The following is a 16,286-nucleotide window of genomic DNA, read 5'->3' on the forward strand; positions in this document are numbered from 1 at the left end:
GCAGCCATGCAAATCAGGCACGAAACACCTACAAAAGTTAAACTCTTAATTATTAATCATACCGTAAATATTCATATTGGCTTTAAAGTAATAATAACAATTACATGCTATGTATAAATTCATGTAATACATATCAGGGGCTAAAATGAAGATTATTATTACATCATCTATTGCTACATTAGCAGTTTTATTTGCAACGAATGCTGAAGCATATAGTGGCCTTGCAACCGCGAATATAAACCTTCGCACTGGCCCCGGCACACAATACCCATCAATGGGTAGAATTCCGAATGGTGTCCTTCTCAACGTTGCAGGCTGCACCAGCGGATATGGTTGGTGTCGCGTCAACTATGCCGGCCTCGACGGTTGGGCTTCTTCAAATTACATCGCCGTACAAACGGGTGGTGGTGGTTACACGACCAACGACAATTTCGGCTCGACTGCCGCAGCCGTCGGCATTCCCCTGATTGCCGGGCTGGTGATCGGCTCGGCAATAAACAACAATCGATGGGACGATGGTCCAAATTGGGGACCAGGATGGGGACCACGCCCATACCGTTCCGGCTGGGGCCCCGGCCCTTATCGTCCGGGCCCAGGTTGGCGCGGACCCGGCCAGTGGGGTGAACCACGTCCACATTGGGGCGATCGTCCCGGCTGGCGCGACCACCCCGGCTTTCACCCAAATGTCTACGGCCCCGGTGATCGCTGGCGTCCACGCGGGCCACGGTGATTGCCACCTCCTGACAGCCTGATGTCAGGAGCCATATAGAATTGCGACGCGGCGCACCGGATTTGTTCCATATTTGATCCGGGCGCCCTTTTCATTTGTGCCGTGAAATTCCATATTGGGACCATGGCTTCCTCAAAAGACAAATACACTCAGGATTCGCATGATGAAACTCGCGGCTTTGGCGAAGTGCCTCAGTCCGGTTTCTCAGGTGCACCGCTTTCAGGCTCAATTTCCGACTGGGCGAAAGAGATAGGGGATGAGGCTGAAAAACCTCAACCTAAAGCCAAATCACCCAAAGCAGCGAAGACACCGAAAAAGGTGCCTGAACGCAGCAAAGAAGCGACGCGCAGCGCGCGCGGTACATCGATGGGCGGCGCAGCCTCGGCTAAGGAACGCGCAGCCGCGGGGCTTAATCCTGTGGCTGGTCTTGATATAAGCCTCGAAGACGCCACGGCTCTTAATCCTTCCGGCGCCACGGCCACCGTCAAAGCGCTGTCTGACCTGATTGAATCCGGCAATCCGCTGTTCAAGAATGGCGAGCTTTGGACACCGCACCGCCCTGCCCGTCCGGCCAAATCCGAAGGCGGGATTGCGATTGAGATGGAATCGAGCTTCGAGCCATCTGGCGACCAGCCGACAGCGATCCGCGACCTGATCAGTGGTTTGAACGACGAAGATCGGACACAGGTTCTGCTCGGCGTCACCGGCTCCGGTAAAACCTTCACCATGGCGAAAGTCATTCAGGAAACGCAGCGTCCGGCGCTTATTCTTGCGCCGAACAAGACGCTTGCGGCGCAGCTTTACGGCGAGTTCAAAAACTTCTTTCCGAACAATGCCGTCGAATATTTCGTTTCCTATTACGATTACTATCAGCCCGAAGCCTATGTGGCGCGGTCGGACACCTATATCGAAAAAGAATCGACCGTAAACGAACAGATCGACCGGATGCGCCACGCAGCAACGCGAGCGCTGATCGAGCGCGATGACGTCATCATCGTGGCATCAGTTTCGTGCATTTACGGTATCGGTTCGGTCGAAACCTATACGGCCATGACGTTTGAGATGAAGATTGGCGACCGGCTCGACCAGCGCCAGCTTCTCGCCGATCTCGTGGCACAGCAATATAAGCGGCAGGACATCAACTTCGTCCGCGGCTCATTCCGCGTGCGTGGCGATACGATTGAAATCTTCCCGGCCCACTTGGAAGACCGCGCATGGCGCATCTCGCTGTTTGGCGACGAGATTGAAACCATCGCTGAGTTTGACCCGCTGACTGCCCAAAAGACCGGCGATCTTCAGTCAGTCAAGATCTACGCGAATTCGCACTATGTGACTCCGCGTCCGACGCTTAATCAGGCGATCAAGTCCATTCAGGAAGAGCTGCAGCATCGTCTTGCGGAACTCACCCGCGCAGGTCGTCTGCTCGAAGCGCAGCGCCTTGAACAGCGCACGAATTTCGACCTTGAAATGTTAGAGGCAACCGGCGTCTGCAACGGCATCGAAAACTATTCGCGCTATCTGACAGGCCGCCAGCCGGGCGAACCACCTCCGACCCTATTCGAGTACATCCCGGACAATGCTCTGGTCTTCCTCGATGAAAGCCACGTCACTGTTCCACAGATTGGCGGCATGTATCGCGGCGACTTTAGGCGCAAAGCAACATTGGCCGAATATGGCTTCCGCCTGCCATCCTGCATGGATAACCGCCCGTTGCGCTTCGAGGAATGGGACGCCATGCGTCCGCAGACCATCGCGGTTTCGGCAACGCCCGGCAAATGGGAAATGGAAGAAGCTGGCGGCGTATTTGCCGAACAGGTCATCCGCCCGACCGGCCTGATCGATCCGCCAGTAGAAGTGCGTCCTGCGAAAAGTCAGGTCGATGATGTGTTGGGCGAAATCCGCGAAACTGCGCGCAAGGGCTATCGTACGCTCTGCACGGTTCTTACCAAGCGCATGGCGGAAGATCTAACCGAGTATCTCCACGAACAGGGCGTTCGCGTGCGTTATATGCACTCGGACATCGACACGCTGGAACGTATCGAAATCATTCGCGATCTGCGTCTTGGCGCGTTCGACGTGCTGGTTGGTATCAACCTGCTGCGCGAAGGTCTCGATATTCCGGAATGCGGCTTCGTCGCCATTCTTGATGCTGACAAGGAAGGTTTCCTGCGTTCGGAAACGTCTCTGGTGCAGACGATTGGTCGTGCGGCGCGTAACGTTGACGGCAAGGTTATTCTTTACGCCGACAACATCACCGGCTCGATGCAGCGCGCGATGGATGAAACCAGCCGCCGCCGCGAAAAGCAGGAAGCCTACAATCTTGAGCATGGCATCACGCCTGCCTCGGTGAAGAAGAATATCTCGGACATTCTGAACTCGGTTTACGAGCAGGATCACGTCCGCGCTGATATTTCGGGCTTTGCCGAAGAAGGCTCGATGATGGGCAACAATCTTGCTGCTCATCTTGAACATCTTGAAAAACAGATGCGCGATGCCGCCGCCGATCTCGACTTCGAAAAGGCAGCGCGTCTGCGTGATGAGGTCAAGCGCCTGCGCGAAATGGAGCTGGCAATTGCCGACGATCCAATGGCGCGTGAAGTGGAACTTGAAAGCCCTGTAACTGGCCGTACCAAGGGCCGTCACAATGCGGGTCGCAAGGTTCACCGCACGGTTGATGCCGAGCCGAAGAAGTCGCTTTTTGCCAAGCCTTCGCTCGACAATATGGGACCGGGCACGGACATGGCAAAACCGCTGTTCCGCAAGAACACGCTGGATGAGATGACTGTCAAGCGGACAGAAAAACCGGCAGGTGCGGATGAAGCTCTTCTTCGCCGCGAACGTTCAGGCATCGGCTCTTATGAAGACCCGGCTGAAACCGCCCGCAAGAAGCGACGCCCCGGCAAGACTGGCCGACCGGGGCGGTAATATCGCAAAACTCGGAGGCTGCTTCTTACCAGCCTTCGAGTACGATCTTGCCCTTAGCCTTACCGCTTTCAAGCACAGCATGAGCGGCCTTGAGATTTGTGGCGTTGATCGGGGACAGCACGTCCGTCACCGTCGTTTTGATTTTGCCTGCATCGATCAGGCGTGCAACTTCATTCAGAAGCTTGCCCTGCTCATCCATGTCGGCAGTTTCAAAAATTGGACGTGTGAACATCAGTTCCCAGTGCACTGACACCGACTTGCGCTTGAATGGCATGATGTCAAGCTTGTCCGGATCGTCAATCAGACCGAACCGTCCCTGTGGTGCGATCAGTTCAACGATTTCGCTAAGATGATCCAGCGTTTGCGTGGTCGAGAACACAAAGGCAGGCGCACCAATCCCCAAAGCCTCGACCTGCTCTGCCAAAGGCTCACTGTGATTGATGACATGGTGCGCGCCGAGCTGCTTAACCCATTCCTGGGTTTCAGGACGCGATGCTGTCGCAATTACAGTCAGATCGGTTAATGCACGAACGAGCTGGATCGCGATAGAACCCACACCGCCTGCCCCACCAACAATAAGCACCGCATTGGCGGCACCAGGCACAGGCTTGCGCACATCAAGCCTGTCAAAGAGCATTTCCCAGGCAGTAATCGACGTAAGCGGCAAAGCTGCAGCCTCACTCTTGGCAAGCGATACCGGCGCCTGTCCAACAATACGCTCGTCCACGAGGTGATATTCACTGTTTGCACCCTGACGGATAAGTGACCCGGCATACCAGACCTTGTCGCCAGTCTTGAAGTTCTGGACCGCCTCACCGGTTTCAACCACCGTTCCAACCGCATCCCAACCCAGCACTTTCCATGTGCCTTCGTCTGCCGACGCACGGTTCCGGATTTTGTAATCGACGGGATTGACCGATATCGCCTCGACCTGCACCAGCAGATCACGGCCTTTCGCAACAGGCTTATCCAGTTCGACATCAACCAGCGAATCTGCACGGTCCAGCTTTCCGGCAGTTTGATAGGCAACAGCTTTCATAGTCTTTGCTCCATTTGCTATGGATCAAATATTAGACTACTATCTAAAAATGAAAATACGCACAAAAATCGCCCATAGTGACGATATCTGTACTTAGTATATAAAGGTTACTGTAATGACCAAGCCAAAGCACTCACGCTTCGATTGCAGTCCCGGCTGCGCAGTCGAGGCTGCAATCAGCCTCATCGACGGCAAATGGAAGAGTGTGGTGCTATATCATCTTCTGGATGGAACGCTGAGGTTCAATGAATTGAGACGGCAGATACCGGGCGTTACGCAGCGTATGCTCACCAATCAGCTACGTGAGCTGGAAGAAGATGGCCTGATTGAGCGCAAGGTCTATGCGCAGGTTCCGCCCAAAGTGGAATATAGCCTCTCCCCACTTGGCCGCAGCATTGAGCCCATTCTTCTTGCGCTCAAAGACTGGGGTGACACCAATATCGAACGATTCAGCAAGCCACAGTCAACACAAACTGCGGCTTGAAAAAAGCGGCCCATGAAGGCCGCTCTTTTAGTTCAGTTATCTTACCGGCACTGACCACCACCAGTAATGCGATAGCCTGCGCGTTCTGCTTCACAACGGTTAGGGAATGTCTGCCTGTCATTACCCCTGCGGGCGCAAACTGGCATATATTCCCGTGTGCAGGCACCAGCACCCGGCCCCGGACGACCCGGTCTGTTGCCTTGATGCGGCGGGCGTCCTGGCCGCTCTCCTCCCCAGCCCGAACCAGGTCCCGGCCTTGATGTGCATTGTCCGTTGCCAACGATCCGATAGCCATCGGCACGCGCTTGGCAGGCGTTACCAAACGTCTTGCGCGAAGACCCGCGCTCACCGCAAACCGGCGCGTAAATCATCGGGCACATTTGCGGCTGCGATGGGCCCGGCCTGACTGGTGGCCGATAATCAGGCCCACCTTCAGCGACGCAACCTGCAAGAAACAAGGCACCTGCCATTAGGCTCAAACGACTGATTCTGTTTAGAAGCATTGCTCTCTCCCTCTCCTGTTGACTGCTAAAATGGCACAGCGAAGAGGAAGAACAAGGATATATTCGCGTATATTCCGCTTCCCTCCGCGAAAGTCATATCGACAAGTCAGAAACTTCCTTTACTCTGTCGGTAGCTTTCGGGGATGAATGGCGGAAAGGCTGCATGAAGCGTTCGCATCTGGCTATAGCAACTGTCGCAGTATTCCAGCTTCTTTGCTGGCCAGAAGCTATCAATTCCGCCTTTGCTGAAAATGGATCGGAAGCCGAAATCTATGGTCCACCGATGCCCCCCAAGAAAGCGGAGCCCACGGTCGCACGAATCTGCGAGTTGATTGAAGCGAGCGCCGAACATCGCGGCATTCCAAAAGACTTCTTTGCACGGCTGATCTGGAAGGAAAGCCGTTTTGATCATCGCGCTGTCAGCCCTGTGGGCGCACAGGGCATTGCACAATTCATGCCCTATACGGCCAAAGAACGCGGTTTGGCAGACCCATTCGATATCGAACAGGCCATCCCGGCTTCAGCCACTTTTCTCAGTGAACTGAAAGGCGCCTTCGGCAATTGGGGGCTCGCAGCTGCAGCCTATAATGCCGGGCCGACACGCGTTTCCAACTGGATGCGTTCAGGCGGCTTTCTTCCATTGGAAACCGAAGATTACGTGCTGGATCTGACTGGCGCTCCTGCAGATAACTTTGCGTCGGGCAATGAAATTACCAATCGTCCGCTTGATGCAAAACTCACCTTTTCGGAAGCCTGCAAGCGTCTGCCCATCGTTAGAACAGCAACGATTCCCATGTCGCAGATCAAGCCGAAGCCATGGGGTATTCAAGTTGCCGGTAATTTCCGACGCAGCGTTGCCGTTAATCAATGGAGCAGGTTGCGTAAACAATTCTCGTCAGTACTCGCCGGGCATAACCCTGTCATCAGTCGCGTTCGCACACCGATGGCGCGACGTGGAATCTATGCGGTTCGTATCGGTGCAGATAGCCGTTCCGAGGCTGATAACATTTGCAGTAAACTTCGCGCAGTTGGTGGAGCCTGCATAGTTTTGCGTAATCGCTAAGCATATTCGAATGCTATACCATAGTATGATACGATATATTGCGACCAGAATGTTCTATTTTGGTATTAAACCGTCGTTATTCTCGTAATTTTTGTACAAATTCGTGACGATACCGTTTCAAAGATAACCAATCACATATTCTGTGAAGAATTTGCTTGCCAAACTACGCGGCATAGATCAGTCTTCGTTCGTCCGGGCAATTTGAGTACAAACGGAAGACTGGAAGAACGGCGCGCCGGAACCGCTAGAAGTTCCGGGTCGGGGAGTAATCTCTGGCAATGATCGGTTCCTTTCCAATGTCGAAAACTGCCTGCATGACCCTCTGCCGGGTGTGTGGTGCGTTCGGCAGAAGTTGTAATTCCACTGTTTTCTAAAAAAGCAGTGGCGCCAAGGAAAAGGAACGGATCCCATGGCACAGACCGGACAGGTCAAATTCTTCAACTCCGAAAAAGGTTTCGGATTCATCAAGCCAGATGATGGCGGCGCAGACATTTTCGTGCACATCTCCGCTGTTCAGGCGTCGGGTTTGGCCGGACTTGCTGACAATCAGAAGGTTTCCTACGAGACGGAACCGGATCGTCGTGGCAAAGGCCCTAAGGCTGTAAACATTACCGTTACTGAGTAATCGTTTACCCAAAAAGATCTATACCCCGGCCAACGCCGGGGTTTTTTATTGGCCGATCATTGGCCCAATATGCGCCTAAAAACACCTCACTTAAAACGCGCGAAATATTACCAGCACGGTATTTAATTTACCGCTTATCAGCGGATTCCGCCGCGCCTTCACCATTGTTCAGCCTCCATTCATGTCGAGAATATTAACTTGATATTCATGATTGATGCGATGTGCCGACCGGCCCGCAGCATCGCCGAAATTGCAGTTGTGCTTCTGAAGGAGCGGACAATGAACAAACTACTTAAAACAGCTATTCTGGCAGTTGCCTCGATAGCAGCAGTCTCAGCACCGCTGGCAGCGGCTTCGGCAGACTCCTGGGGCCGTCGCGGCTGGGATCGCGGCGACTGGAACCGTGGTGGATGGGATCGCCCATACCATCGTCATCGTGACCGCACAGGTGATGCTGTAGCAGCTGGTGTAATTGGCCTCGCAGCAGGCGCATTGCTCGGCAGCGCTCTGAGCCAGCCGCAGCCAACCTATGTGCAGCCAGCTCCGGTTTATGCGCCGCCCCCACCGCCTCCAGCCTATTATCCAGCGCCGCCAGCACGCAGCGTGCAGTATCGCGTTGGGTATGAACCATGGAGCCGTGGCTGGTATCAGTATTGCTCGGACCGCTATCGTTCATTCAATGCAAATACCGGAACCTATCGTGGTTACGACGGTCGGGATCATTTCTGCTCAGCAAACTAATCCCGTACCAGACTAAAAAAGCCGCTTACAGCGGTTCCGGTTAAAAAAGAATCGTTGAAACCGCTGTAACTGCTTGTTTTTACGCATTATCCGACGCAGAACCGCTTCGCACTTTTGCTGGAAATGCTATAATACAAAAACTCCATGAGTATGACTCATGGAGTTTTTGTTTAGGACTGAGTGGCGATTGATTTTTTCAAAGCTTAATGCGCAGCATCTTGAGCCGCCACGTTATAGAAGGGCGCCGTTCTCAGGCTCTCCTCCGGATATCATGCATATCCGATATTGTTCAGAAACGGATTGTTGCGGCGCTCTTCACCGAAACGACTTCCCGTACCATGTCCGCATAGAAAGCCGACATCATCGCCCAGCGGTAGGAGCTTTTCTTTGATCGAACGGATCAACGCGTCATGGTCTCCGCCTGGCAGATCTGTTCGACCCACAGACCCGTTAAACAGAACATCACCAACAATCGCAAAACGCGCTTCCGGGTTATAAAAAACCACATGACCTGGCGCGTGACCCGGGCAATGGAAAACGTCAAACGCATGGCCAGCAACGGTGACTGTGTCACCTTCTTCGAGCCAGCGATCCGGCGTTATGTTGCGTACACCTTCGGTCAAACCGTATTTCAAGCCAGTCGTAACCAGACTGTTGAGCAGAAACTCATCATCCTTGTGCGGGCCGATAACATCAACGCCCAAAGCGTCTCTAAGTTCAGATGCCGCGCCAGCATGATCGATATGACCATGCGTGATCCAAATCGCTTCAACTTCGATATTCTGAGAAGCGATTGCTTCCTTGATGCGCTCAAGATCGCCACCCGGATCAATCACCACACCCTTTTTCGTTTCCGCATCAAAAAGGATTGTGCAGTTCTGCTGAAATGGCGTCACCGGAACGATTATGGCCTGAAGTTGCCCCATGAAATACTCCATTTGGTCAGCATGATTGAAAAGGCTGCATATATTGCCGTCCCCCATCACATAATGCGGCATGACATGCTTGCAAAGCCCCTCAAACAAAACGGGCGGCCTTAAGCCGCCCGTTTTCCCCTCTCTCACGAAGGTCTGAAGCACATCTTGCCGGAAAACAGTTATTCTGCAGGATGCACTCAAAATCGGTTGTTGTCCCCACAACCGCGCTATTTGCTTACACTCAGGCTTTGCTTGCCAGCGAGTTCTTGATCAGTCCGATAATTGCCGTGAGGACGATACCGCCCACACCACCACCGGCCAGCTGGCCAACGACACCATTAAGAACAGAGTCCAACCCGCCACCGGACAGTAAAGGCAGAAGCTGACCAAGAATAACGCCACCAATGCCACCGGCAACAGTGTTTCCTGCGGTACCGAGGCTCAGATTCTTGACAGCACCAGCAATGTTGCCGCCGACTGCACCTGAAACAAGCTGGAGAATGATAGGCAGTAGAGATTCCATAATCGTCACCCCATCTGAGTTAAAAGCCGGAATAACGCGAATCCGACTTGGAAAATCTTGAACCGAAACTTCCCAATGTCAAACAATAAGCATTCACATAGTAAAAAAGCGGCTTAAAAGCCGCTTTTTTCTGTTTAAAACCTTATTACTCAGCAGCTATTCGCTTGGGCTGAACTTCGGCTGTATAGTCGTTCATCAGCAAATTCGTAATTTCGCCTGGCTTGAAATGGTACTTGCCTATTTCAGAAACCGGCGTCACTTCGGCAGCCGTGCCGCACAGGAAGCATTCGCTGAATGCTTCCATTTCTTCTGGCATGATAACGCGCTCGATAACTTCCAGACCACGGCGCTTGGCGAGATCAATGATCGTGCGGCGCGTAATACCGTCGAGGAAGCAATCAGGCTTTGGCGTATGCAAAGCACCATCCTTCACGAAGAAGACATTGGCACCCGTGGCTTCAGCAACCTGACCACGCCAATCCAGCATCAACGCGTCGGCATAACCCTTGGCTTCTGCCGCGTGCTTGGAAATGGTGCAGATCATATAAAGACCGGCAGCCTTCGAGCGCGAAGGTGCAGTGCGCGGGTCTGGGCGGCAATATTCAGCAATATCGAGGCGAATACCCTTCATTTTCTCTTCTGGCGAGAAATAGCTTGGCCACTGCCAGATCGCGATTGCCAGATGAATGCGATTGTTCTGTGCGGAAACGCCGAGCGACTCCGAGCCGCGCCATGCAATAGGACGCACATAGGCATCTTCAAAGCCCTGCTTTTTCAGCAGCTCGCGGCAGGCATCGTTGATTTCATCCACGCTGTAGGGAATCTCGAAACCAAGAATTCGCGCCGATTCATGCAGACGCTCGGTATGCTCCGTCAGCTTGAAGATTTCGCCGCCATAAGCGCGTTCACCTTCAAACACTGCACTCGCATAGTGCAGACCATGGGTCAGCACATGAACCTTTGCTTCCTTCCAGGCGACGAACTCGCCGTCCTGCCAGATAAACCCTTCCCGTTGATCGAATGGAATCGCAGCCATTTTAGCTTCCTCAAAGTTGGGCTACGGTTTTTCCGCCCGCCCGTTTTGCCCTGATGGGCCTTTCCCTAGTCTTTTCTCACCATTTAAATCGATATAACTGGTAAGATAGAGACGTTTTTCTTTGCCAAGACTGGCATTTTACAATCAAACACGCTGAGGTCAGCTCAAACAATTATGCTGAGATCAGACAAAGAATGCATGTAAAACAAAGATATTTCCGGCAATTACGGAAAATAACGCTCGCTATTGGTCATTACCGTCCTTAAGGGACAGTATGACACAGCTAACCGCGTAATTATCTCTCCTCCAACATGCAGCAGCGCAAACTTTATTCCAAAAAAACCGGTCTGCACTTCCCAAAAATTATCTTGGCGATTGAGTTATGTCAACAATGCTGACATATTTATCGCAACAGGATGGAGCTTCGATGTGAACTCGACGAATGATATGAACTACATAAGCAACCCTCTAACCTCTCTGGAGGCTGATGACCTCAACGTCATTGAGTTGCTGTTCTTTTCCTATCGCGATTTCACCGCCGACCCGGATCTCATCCTTGAAAAGATTGGCTTTGGCCGCGCGCATCACCGTGTGCTGTATTTTATCAACCGTAAGCCCGGTATGACTGTAGCAGAGCTTCTTGATGTTTTGCGTATCACCAAGCAAAGCCTGTCGCGTGTTCTCAAACAATTGATCGACACAGGTCACGTTGTTCAGGCTACCGGACTTCACGACCGCCGCCATCGCAAACTTTATCCCACAAAAAGCGGGCGGCAACTCACACTCGCGCTTGCTCTGCCACAGTCGCGCCGCATCGCGCGGGCATTGGAAGAATCCGGAGCGGCAGAACGCGAAGTTATTGAACGTTTTCTTTATAATATGGTCAATCCTGAGCGCCGCGCCCAGATCGATGATTTTGCAGCAACCGAAACGGCTGTGGAAGCATCTTAACCCCAACCTGAGAAGGCTGGGGGAGAACGCGCAACAATATAAGCCCCGCATAGACGCGCCGTCTTGCAGTGGCTAAGATGCGGTATGTTATGGAAGATCATGAAACGGTTTTCCTCCATATACGTGAAGTAAAAGCCCAATGCCGTGCGGCAACCTTTGCACGGTAATTTGGCACAGGATGGGATCAAACGACGCCATGGCTGTAGAAGAATCGAACCTATCGGATGACGCACCACATCTTCTTGTTGTCGATGACGACACGCGAATCCGTAGCCTTCTTTCACAATATCTGACGACCAGCGGCTTCCGCGTCACCATGGCAGGCAGCGCTGCAGAAGCGCGCCGCAAGCTTGAAGGCATCGACTTTGATCTTCTGATCCTCGACGTCATGATGCCAGGAGAAACAGGCGTTTCGCTGACCCGCTCGCTGCGCGAGCAGAAGAGCGTGCCGATCCTCATGCTGACAGCTCTGTCAGAAACAGACAGCCGCATCGATGGCCTGTCGGCCGGTGCAGATGACTATTTGCCAAAACCTTTCGATCCGCGTGAGCTGATCCTGCGTATCAATAATATTCTTCGTCGTGGCGCCACACCGGCCCAGCCGAAAATCGAGCAGATCGTTTTCGGCCCTTACACTTTCTTCATTCCACGTCGCGAACTGAAGAAAGGCACTGAAACGATCAAGCTTACGGATCGTGAGCAGGACATCATGGCGATTTTCGCCGAGCGTGCTGGCGAAACCATCCCACGTCATGAACTGACTGGTCAGGATGGCGATGTCGGCGAGCGCACGATTGATGTGCAGATCAACCGTCTGCGCCGTAAGATCGAACAGGACCCGGCCAACCCGGTCTGGCTGCAAACAGTTCGCGGCATCGGCTACAAGCTGAGCATCGAATAGTAATTCGAAGAGAGAAAGCGGAGCCTCGCAAATTTCAGAGCGTGACAAAAGCCATGCAACTAGCAGAACCGTCTGGAGTTATCTGAGACGATGAAGTCACCCTGGAAATCGATAACACGCTGGTTTGCGCGCAGAATGCCTAAAGGGCTTTATGCGCGCTCGCTCATCATCATCATTGCACCGATGGTTCTGCTTCAGTCAGTGATCGCTTATGTCTTCATGGAAAGACATTGGCAGATGGTGACTGAGCGGCTTTCAACAGCCGTTGTCCGCGACATTTCTGCGATTATCGACATTCTGGAAACCTATCCGCAGGAACCAGGATACGACAATCTAATCCGCATTTCGCAGCAGCGCCTCGGGCTCAACATTTCGATCCTGCCTCCTGACCCGCTGCCGCCGCCGGGGCCGAAACCATTCTTCGCTATTCTCGATTACTTCCTGAGTGAAGAAATCACACGCCAGATCAACCGCCCCTTCTGGGTCGATACGGTGGGCGATTCTGATCTGATTGAAATCCGCATCAAGCTCGATGATAAAGTGCTGCGCGTCTTTGCACGCCGCAGTCAGGCTTATGCATCCAATACCGGCATCTTCCTGACATGGATGATCGGCACGGCGCTTGTGTTGCTGATCATCGCCATCGCCTTCCTGCGCAACCAGATCAAGCCAATTCAGCAGCTTTCACAGGCCGCTGAAAGCTTCGGTAAGGGCCGACCAATGCCAGAAGGCTTCCGCCCGCATGGCGCGGAAGAGGTTCGCCGCGCGGGTATTGCCTTCATTCAAATGCGCTCACGTATCGAACGTCAGATTGAACAGCGCACGGCAATGCTCTCGGGCGTCAGCCACGATCTGCGCACGATCCTAACCCGCTTCAAACTGCAACTGGCGCTCACCGGTAATGCCATAGACACAGAGCCGCTTAATCAGGATATTGCTGATATGCAGACCATGCTTGAAGGCTATCTGGCCTTTGCGCGCGGTGAAGGATCGGAAGAAGCAGCGACGTATGATGTGCGCCTGCTTTGCGACAAGCTGGCCAATGAAGCGCGGTTGCGGGAGCGCGGGTTCAAGTATTCGATCGAAGGCGACAGCGAAGTGAATGTGCGCCCCAATGCCTTCTCGCGCCTTGTCAGCAATCTTGTATCGAACGCTTTCCGCCATGCACAAAATGTCGAGTTGGCAATCACACATGATGAAGGCTGGCTGAAGATCGTCGTGGACGACGACGGTCCAGGCATTCCGGAAGATCGCCGCGAAGACGTGTTCAAGCCGTTTGTGCGCCTTGATGAAGCACGTACGCAGGATTCAGGCGGTACGGGTGGCCTTGGCCTCGCTATCGCGCGTGATATCGCACGAAGCCACGGCGGCGACATCGATCTGGAAGATGCACCGACCGGCGGGTTGAGGGCGATTATCCGCATTCCGGCTTAGAGCGCATCCCGAAAAGTGCGAAGCGGTTTTCGGAACAAGATGCGCGCAAAAACAAACAGATGTTGCGGCCCGAAAAGTGCGAAGCGGTTTTTCGTGGGATAATGCTATAAAACAAAGAGGTAGAGCATTTCCGATAATTCAATGAAAACCGGAAATGCTCTTAGTGATTGCACTAAACAGTGCCACGCACTCTAAACCTTGCTGATCGCCTGCCCCACTACATAACCAAGCGCCGTTGCAGCCAGGCAGGCGAAGAGAGAAATGCCGACATTCATAAGAGCGCGGCCCGGCATCCCAAGCCGCAGCAACTCGAACGTCTGCACACTGAATGAGGAAAAGGTGGTGAAGCCACCACAAATACCGACCATAAAGGCAATACGCCATATTTCGGGTACTTCGAAACGGCTTGATGCCATCGTCATGGCGCCAAAAAAGGCGATTGCAAATGAACCGATGATGTTGACGACGATCGTACCCCACGGCAAATCTTTGCTCACCGGTGCCAGCCAGATGGCAAACCAGTAGCGCAAAACACTGCCAAGTGCTCCACCGATGGCGACGACGATCGTTCCCTGCATCTGTTCCATTCCTATCCGTTGCTTGCGCGATCAATCGCACAGAACATGCGATATGCACAAATCACAGATAGAAGATCAGAACAGCTTAACGCCGTCTTGGACTTTTTTATCGATTGCGGCGAGAACAACATCGCCATTTTCGTCAGGAAAACCAAGTGTCAGCACTTCGGACATGAAAGGTCCGATCTGCCGTGGTGGAAAATTGACCACAGCCATGATCTGCCGACCAACCAGATCCTCCGGCTGATAATGCTTGGTGATTTGTGCAGACGACTTCTTAATACCGATCTTGTCGCCAAAATCGATCTTCAGCTTAAAAGCTGGCTTGCGTGCTTCCGGGAATGGCACGGCCTCAACGATAGTTCCTGTGCGAATATCGACCTTCTCGAAATCAGCCCAGTTGATCGTTTCAGTTCCGCTCATTTTATCCCCCCGAAAGTAAAATCCCGGCGAACCCTGCCGGGATTTGAATTGATTATGCGCGTCCGACCGTTTCGAACAGCACGCTTTCCAGCGCTTCACGCGCACTGACACCGGACCAAACGACAAACTGAAACGCCTGGAAGTAGTTTTCGCAAGCTTCAAGCGCTGCCGAAAGCAACACTTCAACCTGACGGCTGGTCGGCTCCGCACCACCAGCAAGCAGAAGCGACTGACGATACATGATCGCGCCTTCCTGCTGCCAGAGATCGAAGTGGCCCATCAAAAGCTTTTCGTTGATGAGCGACAGCAACCGCATCACTTCATTGACCCGAGGTTCAGCAACCTTGATGTCAAAGGCACAGGCCAGATGCAGAGCTTCAAAGTCCTCCATCCAGGAGAACGAGATATGGTAGTCAGTCCAGTTACCTGCTACCGAAATTGCAATTTCGTCGTCGCCAGTCCGCTCGAACGTCCAGTCGTTTGAATTCGCAACATGCTCGATCACATCCACTGGATGTGCTTCGCGTGCAAATTCAAGCTCAAGAAGGCTCATGTCCGTTTCCTGTTCTGGGAAGCGCCTCGAAAGACACCTCCAAATTCCCGGCGCGCAAGTTACTGCTCGCCCGTACCCGGCCCTGCACAAGAATAAGTGCAGAAAAACAGGCACGAATTGATCGGTTGAGGAACTGACATGCTTAGACAGCATGTAACGCCTCAATGGCACACGCACATACGCAACTGATACTGGAAAGCAGCCTGGAAGACGCGAAAACTAAAACTACAGCCTCTCGCCGCTGCCTACATGACCACATTACGAATCATGTAGTGTTTTCAGTCTATTGATGCTGAATCTGAACGCCAGCCCCTTTTATAAAAAGAGGCATTAAAGCATGTGGAAATATGATTTGAGCGGACCGCAACCCCTGCCTTAAGCGACTCTAAGACAAGGGTTTTTGGCACTTACAGCCTGTTAATAAAAAATTATGAATTATCTTTGGATTTAGCAGCCGAAGCAGAGGTTTTTGCCGTTTTGGCAGTCGAATCAACTTCGAATTTGGCAAGACGGGCTTCCAATGCTTCAATTTTAACAAGCAGAGCAGCGTTTTCAGCACGCGCCTTGATTGCCATTTCACGCACCGCTTCGAAGTCTTCACGCTGCACGACATCGAGCGTATTGAGCACGCGTTCGCTCTGCGAGCGCAATGCTGTCTCTACTTCGCGGCGTACGCCTTGCGCAGCGCCTGCCGCATCAGTCACAAGCTTGGCGAGTTCATCGAGAACCCGGTTTGATCCGCTGGTCATGGCATTCTTTCCTATCTTCGATACGGTCTTGTTGAAAACCTGATTTTGAAATAGGGCCGTCTCGGTTCTGATGCAAGTGAAGCTGTATAAACGTGATGACTTGACCACTCA

General features: G+C 52.8%; 18 protein-coding genes. 9 read left to right on the forward strand and 9 right to left on the reverse strand.

What is annotated here, in order from left to right; translation table 11 throughout:
• Positions 1-145: 145 nt before the first annotated feature.
• Positions 146-730 carry an SH3 domain-containing protein gene (locus tag ABWV94_RS11575; RefSeq protein WP_007875959.1) on the forward strand — a complete coding sequence of 195 codons (585 nt, stop codon included), beginning with the start codon at positions 146-148 and terminating at the stop codon, positions 728-730.
• A gap of 123 nt (positions 731-853) precedes the next feature.
• Complete coding sequence (gene uvrB, locus ABWV94_RS11580; RefSeq protein ID WP_113497921.1) at positions 854-3,655, forward strand: excinuclease ABC subunit UvrB; 2,802 nt, start codon at positions 854-856, stop codon at positions 3,653-3,655.
• 25 nt (positions 3,656-3,680) lie between these two features.
• On the opposite strand, the gene ABWV94_RS11585 is transcribed toward uvrB, so the two are convergent.
• Complete coding sequence (locus ABWV94_RS11585) at positions 3,681-4,694, reverse strand: zinc-binding alcohol dehydrogenase family protein (protein WP_113497919.1); 1,014 nt, start codon at positions 4,692-4,694, stop codon at positions 3,681-3,683.
• Positions 4,695-4,809: 115 nt separating this feature from the next.
• Between ABWV94_RS11585 and ABWV94_RS11590 the strand changes: the two genes are divergently transcribed.
• Positions 4,810-5,178 carry a winged helix-turn-helix transcriptional regulator gene (locus ABWV94_RS11590; RefSeq protein ID WP_113497917.1) on the forward strand — a complete coding sequence of 123 codons (369 nt, stop codon included), beginning with the start codon at positions 4,810-4,812 and terminating at the stop codon, positions 5,176-5,178.
• Between the two features lie 41 nt (positions 5,179-5,219).
• Here ABWV94_RS11590 and ABWV94_RS11595 read toward each other — a convergent pair whose 3' ends face one another.
• The gene (locus ABWV94_RS11595) at positions 5,220-5,681 is read right to left on the reverse strand and encodes a Kazal-type serine protease inhibitor family protein (RefSeq protein WP_113497915.1); all 462 of its coding nucleotides are present in this window, start codon (positions 5,679-5,681) and stop codon (positions 5,220-5,222) included.
• 163 nt (positions 5,682-5,844) lie between these two features.
• Here ABWV94_RS11595 and ABWV94_RS11600 point away from each other — a divergent pair, with 163 nt between their 5' ends.
• The 3 genes from ABWV94_RS11600 to ABWV94_RS11610 all read left to right on the forward strand — a co-directional run bounded on the left by ABWV94_RS11600 (position 5,845) and on the right by ABWV94_RS11610 (position 8,110).
• A complete protein-coding gene (locus ABWV94_RS11600) occupies positions 5,845-6,744 on the forward strand; it encodes a transglycosylase SLT domain-containing protein (protein ID WP_113497913.1) in 900 nt (299 codons plus the stop codon).
• 409 nt (positions 6,745-7,153) lie between these two features.
• Positions 7,154-7,369: a cold-shock protein gene (locus ABWV94_RS11605; RefSeq protein ID WP_007875966.1), complete on the forward strand. Its 216-nt coding sequence runs from the start codon at positions 7,154-7,156 to the stop codon at positions 7,367-7,369.
• A gap of 279 nt (positions 7,370-7,648) precedes the next feature.
• A complete protein-coding gene (locus ABWV94_RS11610; protein ID WP_039859991.1) occupies positions 7,649-8,110 on the forward strand; it encodes a BA14K family protein in 462 nt (153 codons plus the stop codon).
• Positions 8,111-8,379: 269 nt separating this feature from the next.
• On the opposite strand, the gene ABWV94_RS11615 is transcribed toward ABWV94_RS11610, so the two are convergent.
• From ABWV94_RS11615 to ABWV94_RS11625, 3 genes are all read right to left on the reverse strand, one after another.
• Positions 8,380-9,036 carry an MBL fold metallo-hydrolase gene (locus ABWV94_RS11615; RefSeq protein ID WP_113496218.1) on the reverse strand — a complete coding sequence of 219 codons (657 nt, stop codon included), beginning with the start codon at positions 9,034-9,036 and terminating at the stop codon, positions 8,380-8,382.
• Positions 9,037-9,268: 232 nt separating this feature from the next.
• Positions 9,269-9,550, reverse strand: a complete 282-nt coding sequence (locus ABWV94_RS11620) for a hypothetical protein (protein WP_007875973.1) — start codon at positions 9,548-9,550, stop codon at positions 9,269-9,271.
• Positions 9,551-9,695: 145 nt separating this feature from the next.
• A complete protein-coding gene (locus tag ABWV94_RS11625) occupies positions 9,696-10,586 on the reverse strand; it encodes a branched-chain amino acid aminotransferase (protein ID WP_353413652.1) in 891 nt (296 codons plus the stop codon).
• A gap of 429 nt (positions 10,587-11,015) precedes the next feature.
• On the opposite strand from ABWV94_RS11625, the gene ABWV94_RS11630 reads away from it, so the two are divergent.
• The 3 genes from ABWV94_RS11630 to ABWV94_RS11640 all read left to right on the forward strand — a co-directional run bounded on the left by ABWV94_RS11630 (position 11,016) and on the right by ABWV94_RS11640 (position 13,872).
• Positions 11,016-11,537, forward strand: coding sequence for a MarR family winged helix-turn-helix transcriptional regulator (locus tag ABWV94_RS11630; protein ID WP_039859981.1), 522 nt, complete (start codon positions 11,016-11,018; stop codon positions 11,535-11,537).
• 178 nt (positions 11,538-11,715) lie between these two features.
• Positions 11,716-12,438 carry a response regulator gene (locus ABWV94_RS11635; RefSeq protein ID WP_064320866.1) on the forward strand — a complete coding sequence of 241 codons (723 nt, stop codon included), beginning with the start codon at positions 11,716-11,718 and terminating at the stop codon, positions 12,436-12,438.
• 90 nt (positions 12,439-12,528) lie between these two features.
• A complete protein-coding gene (locus ABWV94_RS11640) occupies positions 12,529-13,872 on the forward strand; it encodes an ATP-binding protein (protein WP_113496176.1) in 1,344 nt (447 codons plus the stop codon).
• A gap of 191 nt (positions 13,873-14,063) precedes the next feature.
• On the opposite strand, the gene crcB is transcribed toward ABWV94_RS11640, so the two are convergent.
• The 4 genes from crcB to ABWV94_RS11660 all read right to left on the reverse strand — a co-directional run bounded on the left by crcB (position 14,064) and on the right by ABWV94_RS11660 (position 16,175).
• Complete coding sequence (gene crcB, locus ABWV94_RS11645; RefSeq protein WP_231195780.1) at positions 14,064-14,450, reverse strand: fluoride efflux transporter CrcB; 387 nt, start codon at positions 14,448-14,450, stop codon at positions 14,064-14,066.
• A gap of 75 nt (positions 14,451-14,525) precedes the next feature.
• A complete protein-coding gene (locus tag ABWV94_RS11650) occupies positions 14,526-14,873 on the reverse strand; it encodes a tRNA-binding protein (protein ID WP_007875980.1) in 348 nt (115 codons plus the stop codon).
• Between the two features lie 52 nt (positions 14,874-14,925).
• The gene (locus ABWV94_RS11655) at positions 14,926-15,426 is read right to left on the reverse strand and encodes a type III secretion system chaperone family protein (RefSeq protein WP_007875981.1); all 501 of its coding nucleotides are present in this window, start codon (positions 15,424-15,426) and stop codon (positions 14,926-14,928) included.
• A gap of 428 nt (positions 15,427-15,854) precedes the next feature.
• Complete coding sequence (locus ABWV94_RS11660; RefSeq protein WP_007875982.1) at positions 15,855-16,175, reverse strand: accessory factor UbiK family protein; 321 nt, start codon at positions 16,173-16,175, stop codon at positions 15,855-15,857.
• Positions 16,176-16,286 lie beyond the last annotated feature (111 nt).

Source organism: Brucella sp. NBRC 12953, assembly GCF_040369775.1.
GTDB lineage: Bacteria > Pseudomonadota > Alphaproteobacteria > Rhizobiales > Rhizobiaceae > Brucella > Brucella pseudogrignonensis.

Bases quoted from the DNA above. Each gene is read 5' to 3' on its own strand.
- ABWV94_RS11585 (WP_113497919.1), bottom strand. From the start codon at position 4,694: ATGAAAGCTGTTGCCTATCAAACTGCCGGAAAGCTGGACCGTGCAGAT.
- ABWV94_RS11660 (WP_007875982.1), bottom strand. From the start codon at position 16,175: ATGACCAGCGGATCAAACCGGGTTCTCGATGAACTCGCCAAGCTTGTG.
- ABWV94_RS11600 (WP_113497913.1), top strand. From the start codon at position 5,845: ATGAAGCGTTCGCATCTGGCTATAGCAACTGTCGCAGTATTCCAGCTT.
- crcB (WP_231195780.1), bottom strand. From the start codon at position 14,450: ATGCAGGGAACGATCGTCGTCGCCATCGGTGGAGCACTTGGCAGTGTT.
- ABWV94_RS11625 (WP_353413652.1), bottom strand. From the start codon at position 10,586: ATGGCTGCGATTCCATTCGATCAACGGGAAGGGTTTATCTGGCAGGAC.
- ABWV94_RS11575 (WP_007875959.1), top strand. From the start codon at position 146: ATGAAGATTATTATTACATCATCTATTGCTACATTAGCAGTTTTATTT.
- ABWV94_RS11615 (WP_113496218.1), bottom strand. From the start codon at position 9,036: ATGGGGCAACTTCAGGCCATAATCGTTCCGGTGACGCCATTTCAGCAG.
- ABWV94_RS11605 (WP_007875966.1), top strand. From the start codon at position 7,154: ATGGCACAGACCGGACAGGTCAAATTCTTCAACTCCGAAAAAGGTTTC.
- ABWV94_RS11610 (WP_039859991.1), top strand. From the start codon at position 7,649: ATGAACAAACTACTTAAAACAGCTATTCTGGCAGTTGCCTCGATAGCA.
- uvrB (WP_113497921.1), top strand. From the start codon at position 854: ATGGCTTCCTCAAAAGACAAATACACTCAGGATTCGCATGATGAAACT.
- ABWV94_RS11620 (WP_007875973.1), bottom strand. From the start codon at position 9,550: ATGGAATCTCTACTGCCTATCATTCTCCAGCTTGTTTCAGGTGCAGTC.
- ABWV94_RS11635 (WP_064320866.1), top strand. From the start codon at position 11,716: ATGGGATCAAACGACGCCATGGCTGTAGAAGAATCGAACCTATCGGAT.
- ABWV94_RS11650 (WP_007875980.1), bottom strand. From the start codon at position 14,873: ATGAGCGGAACTGAAACGATCAACTGGGCTGATTTCGAGAAGGTCGAT.
- ABWV94_RS11640 (WP_113496176.1), top strand. From the start codon at position 12,529: ATGAAGTCACCCTGGAAATCGATAACACGCTGGTTTGCGCGCAGAATG.
- ABWV94_RS11595 (WP_113497915.1), bottom strand. From the start codon at position 5,681: ATGCTTCTAAACAGAATCAGTCGTTTGAGCCTAATGGCAGGTGCCTTG.
- ABWV94_RS11590 (WP_113497917.1), top strand. From the start codon at position 4,810: ATGACCAAGCCAAAGCACTCACGCTTCGATTGCAGTCCCGGCTGCGCA.
- ABWV94_RS11655 (WP_007875981.1), bottom strand. From the start codon at position 15,426: ATGAGCCTTCTTGAGCTTGAATTTGCACGCGAAGCACATCCAGTGGAT.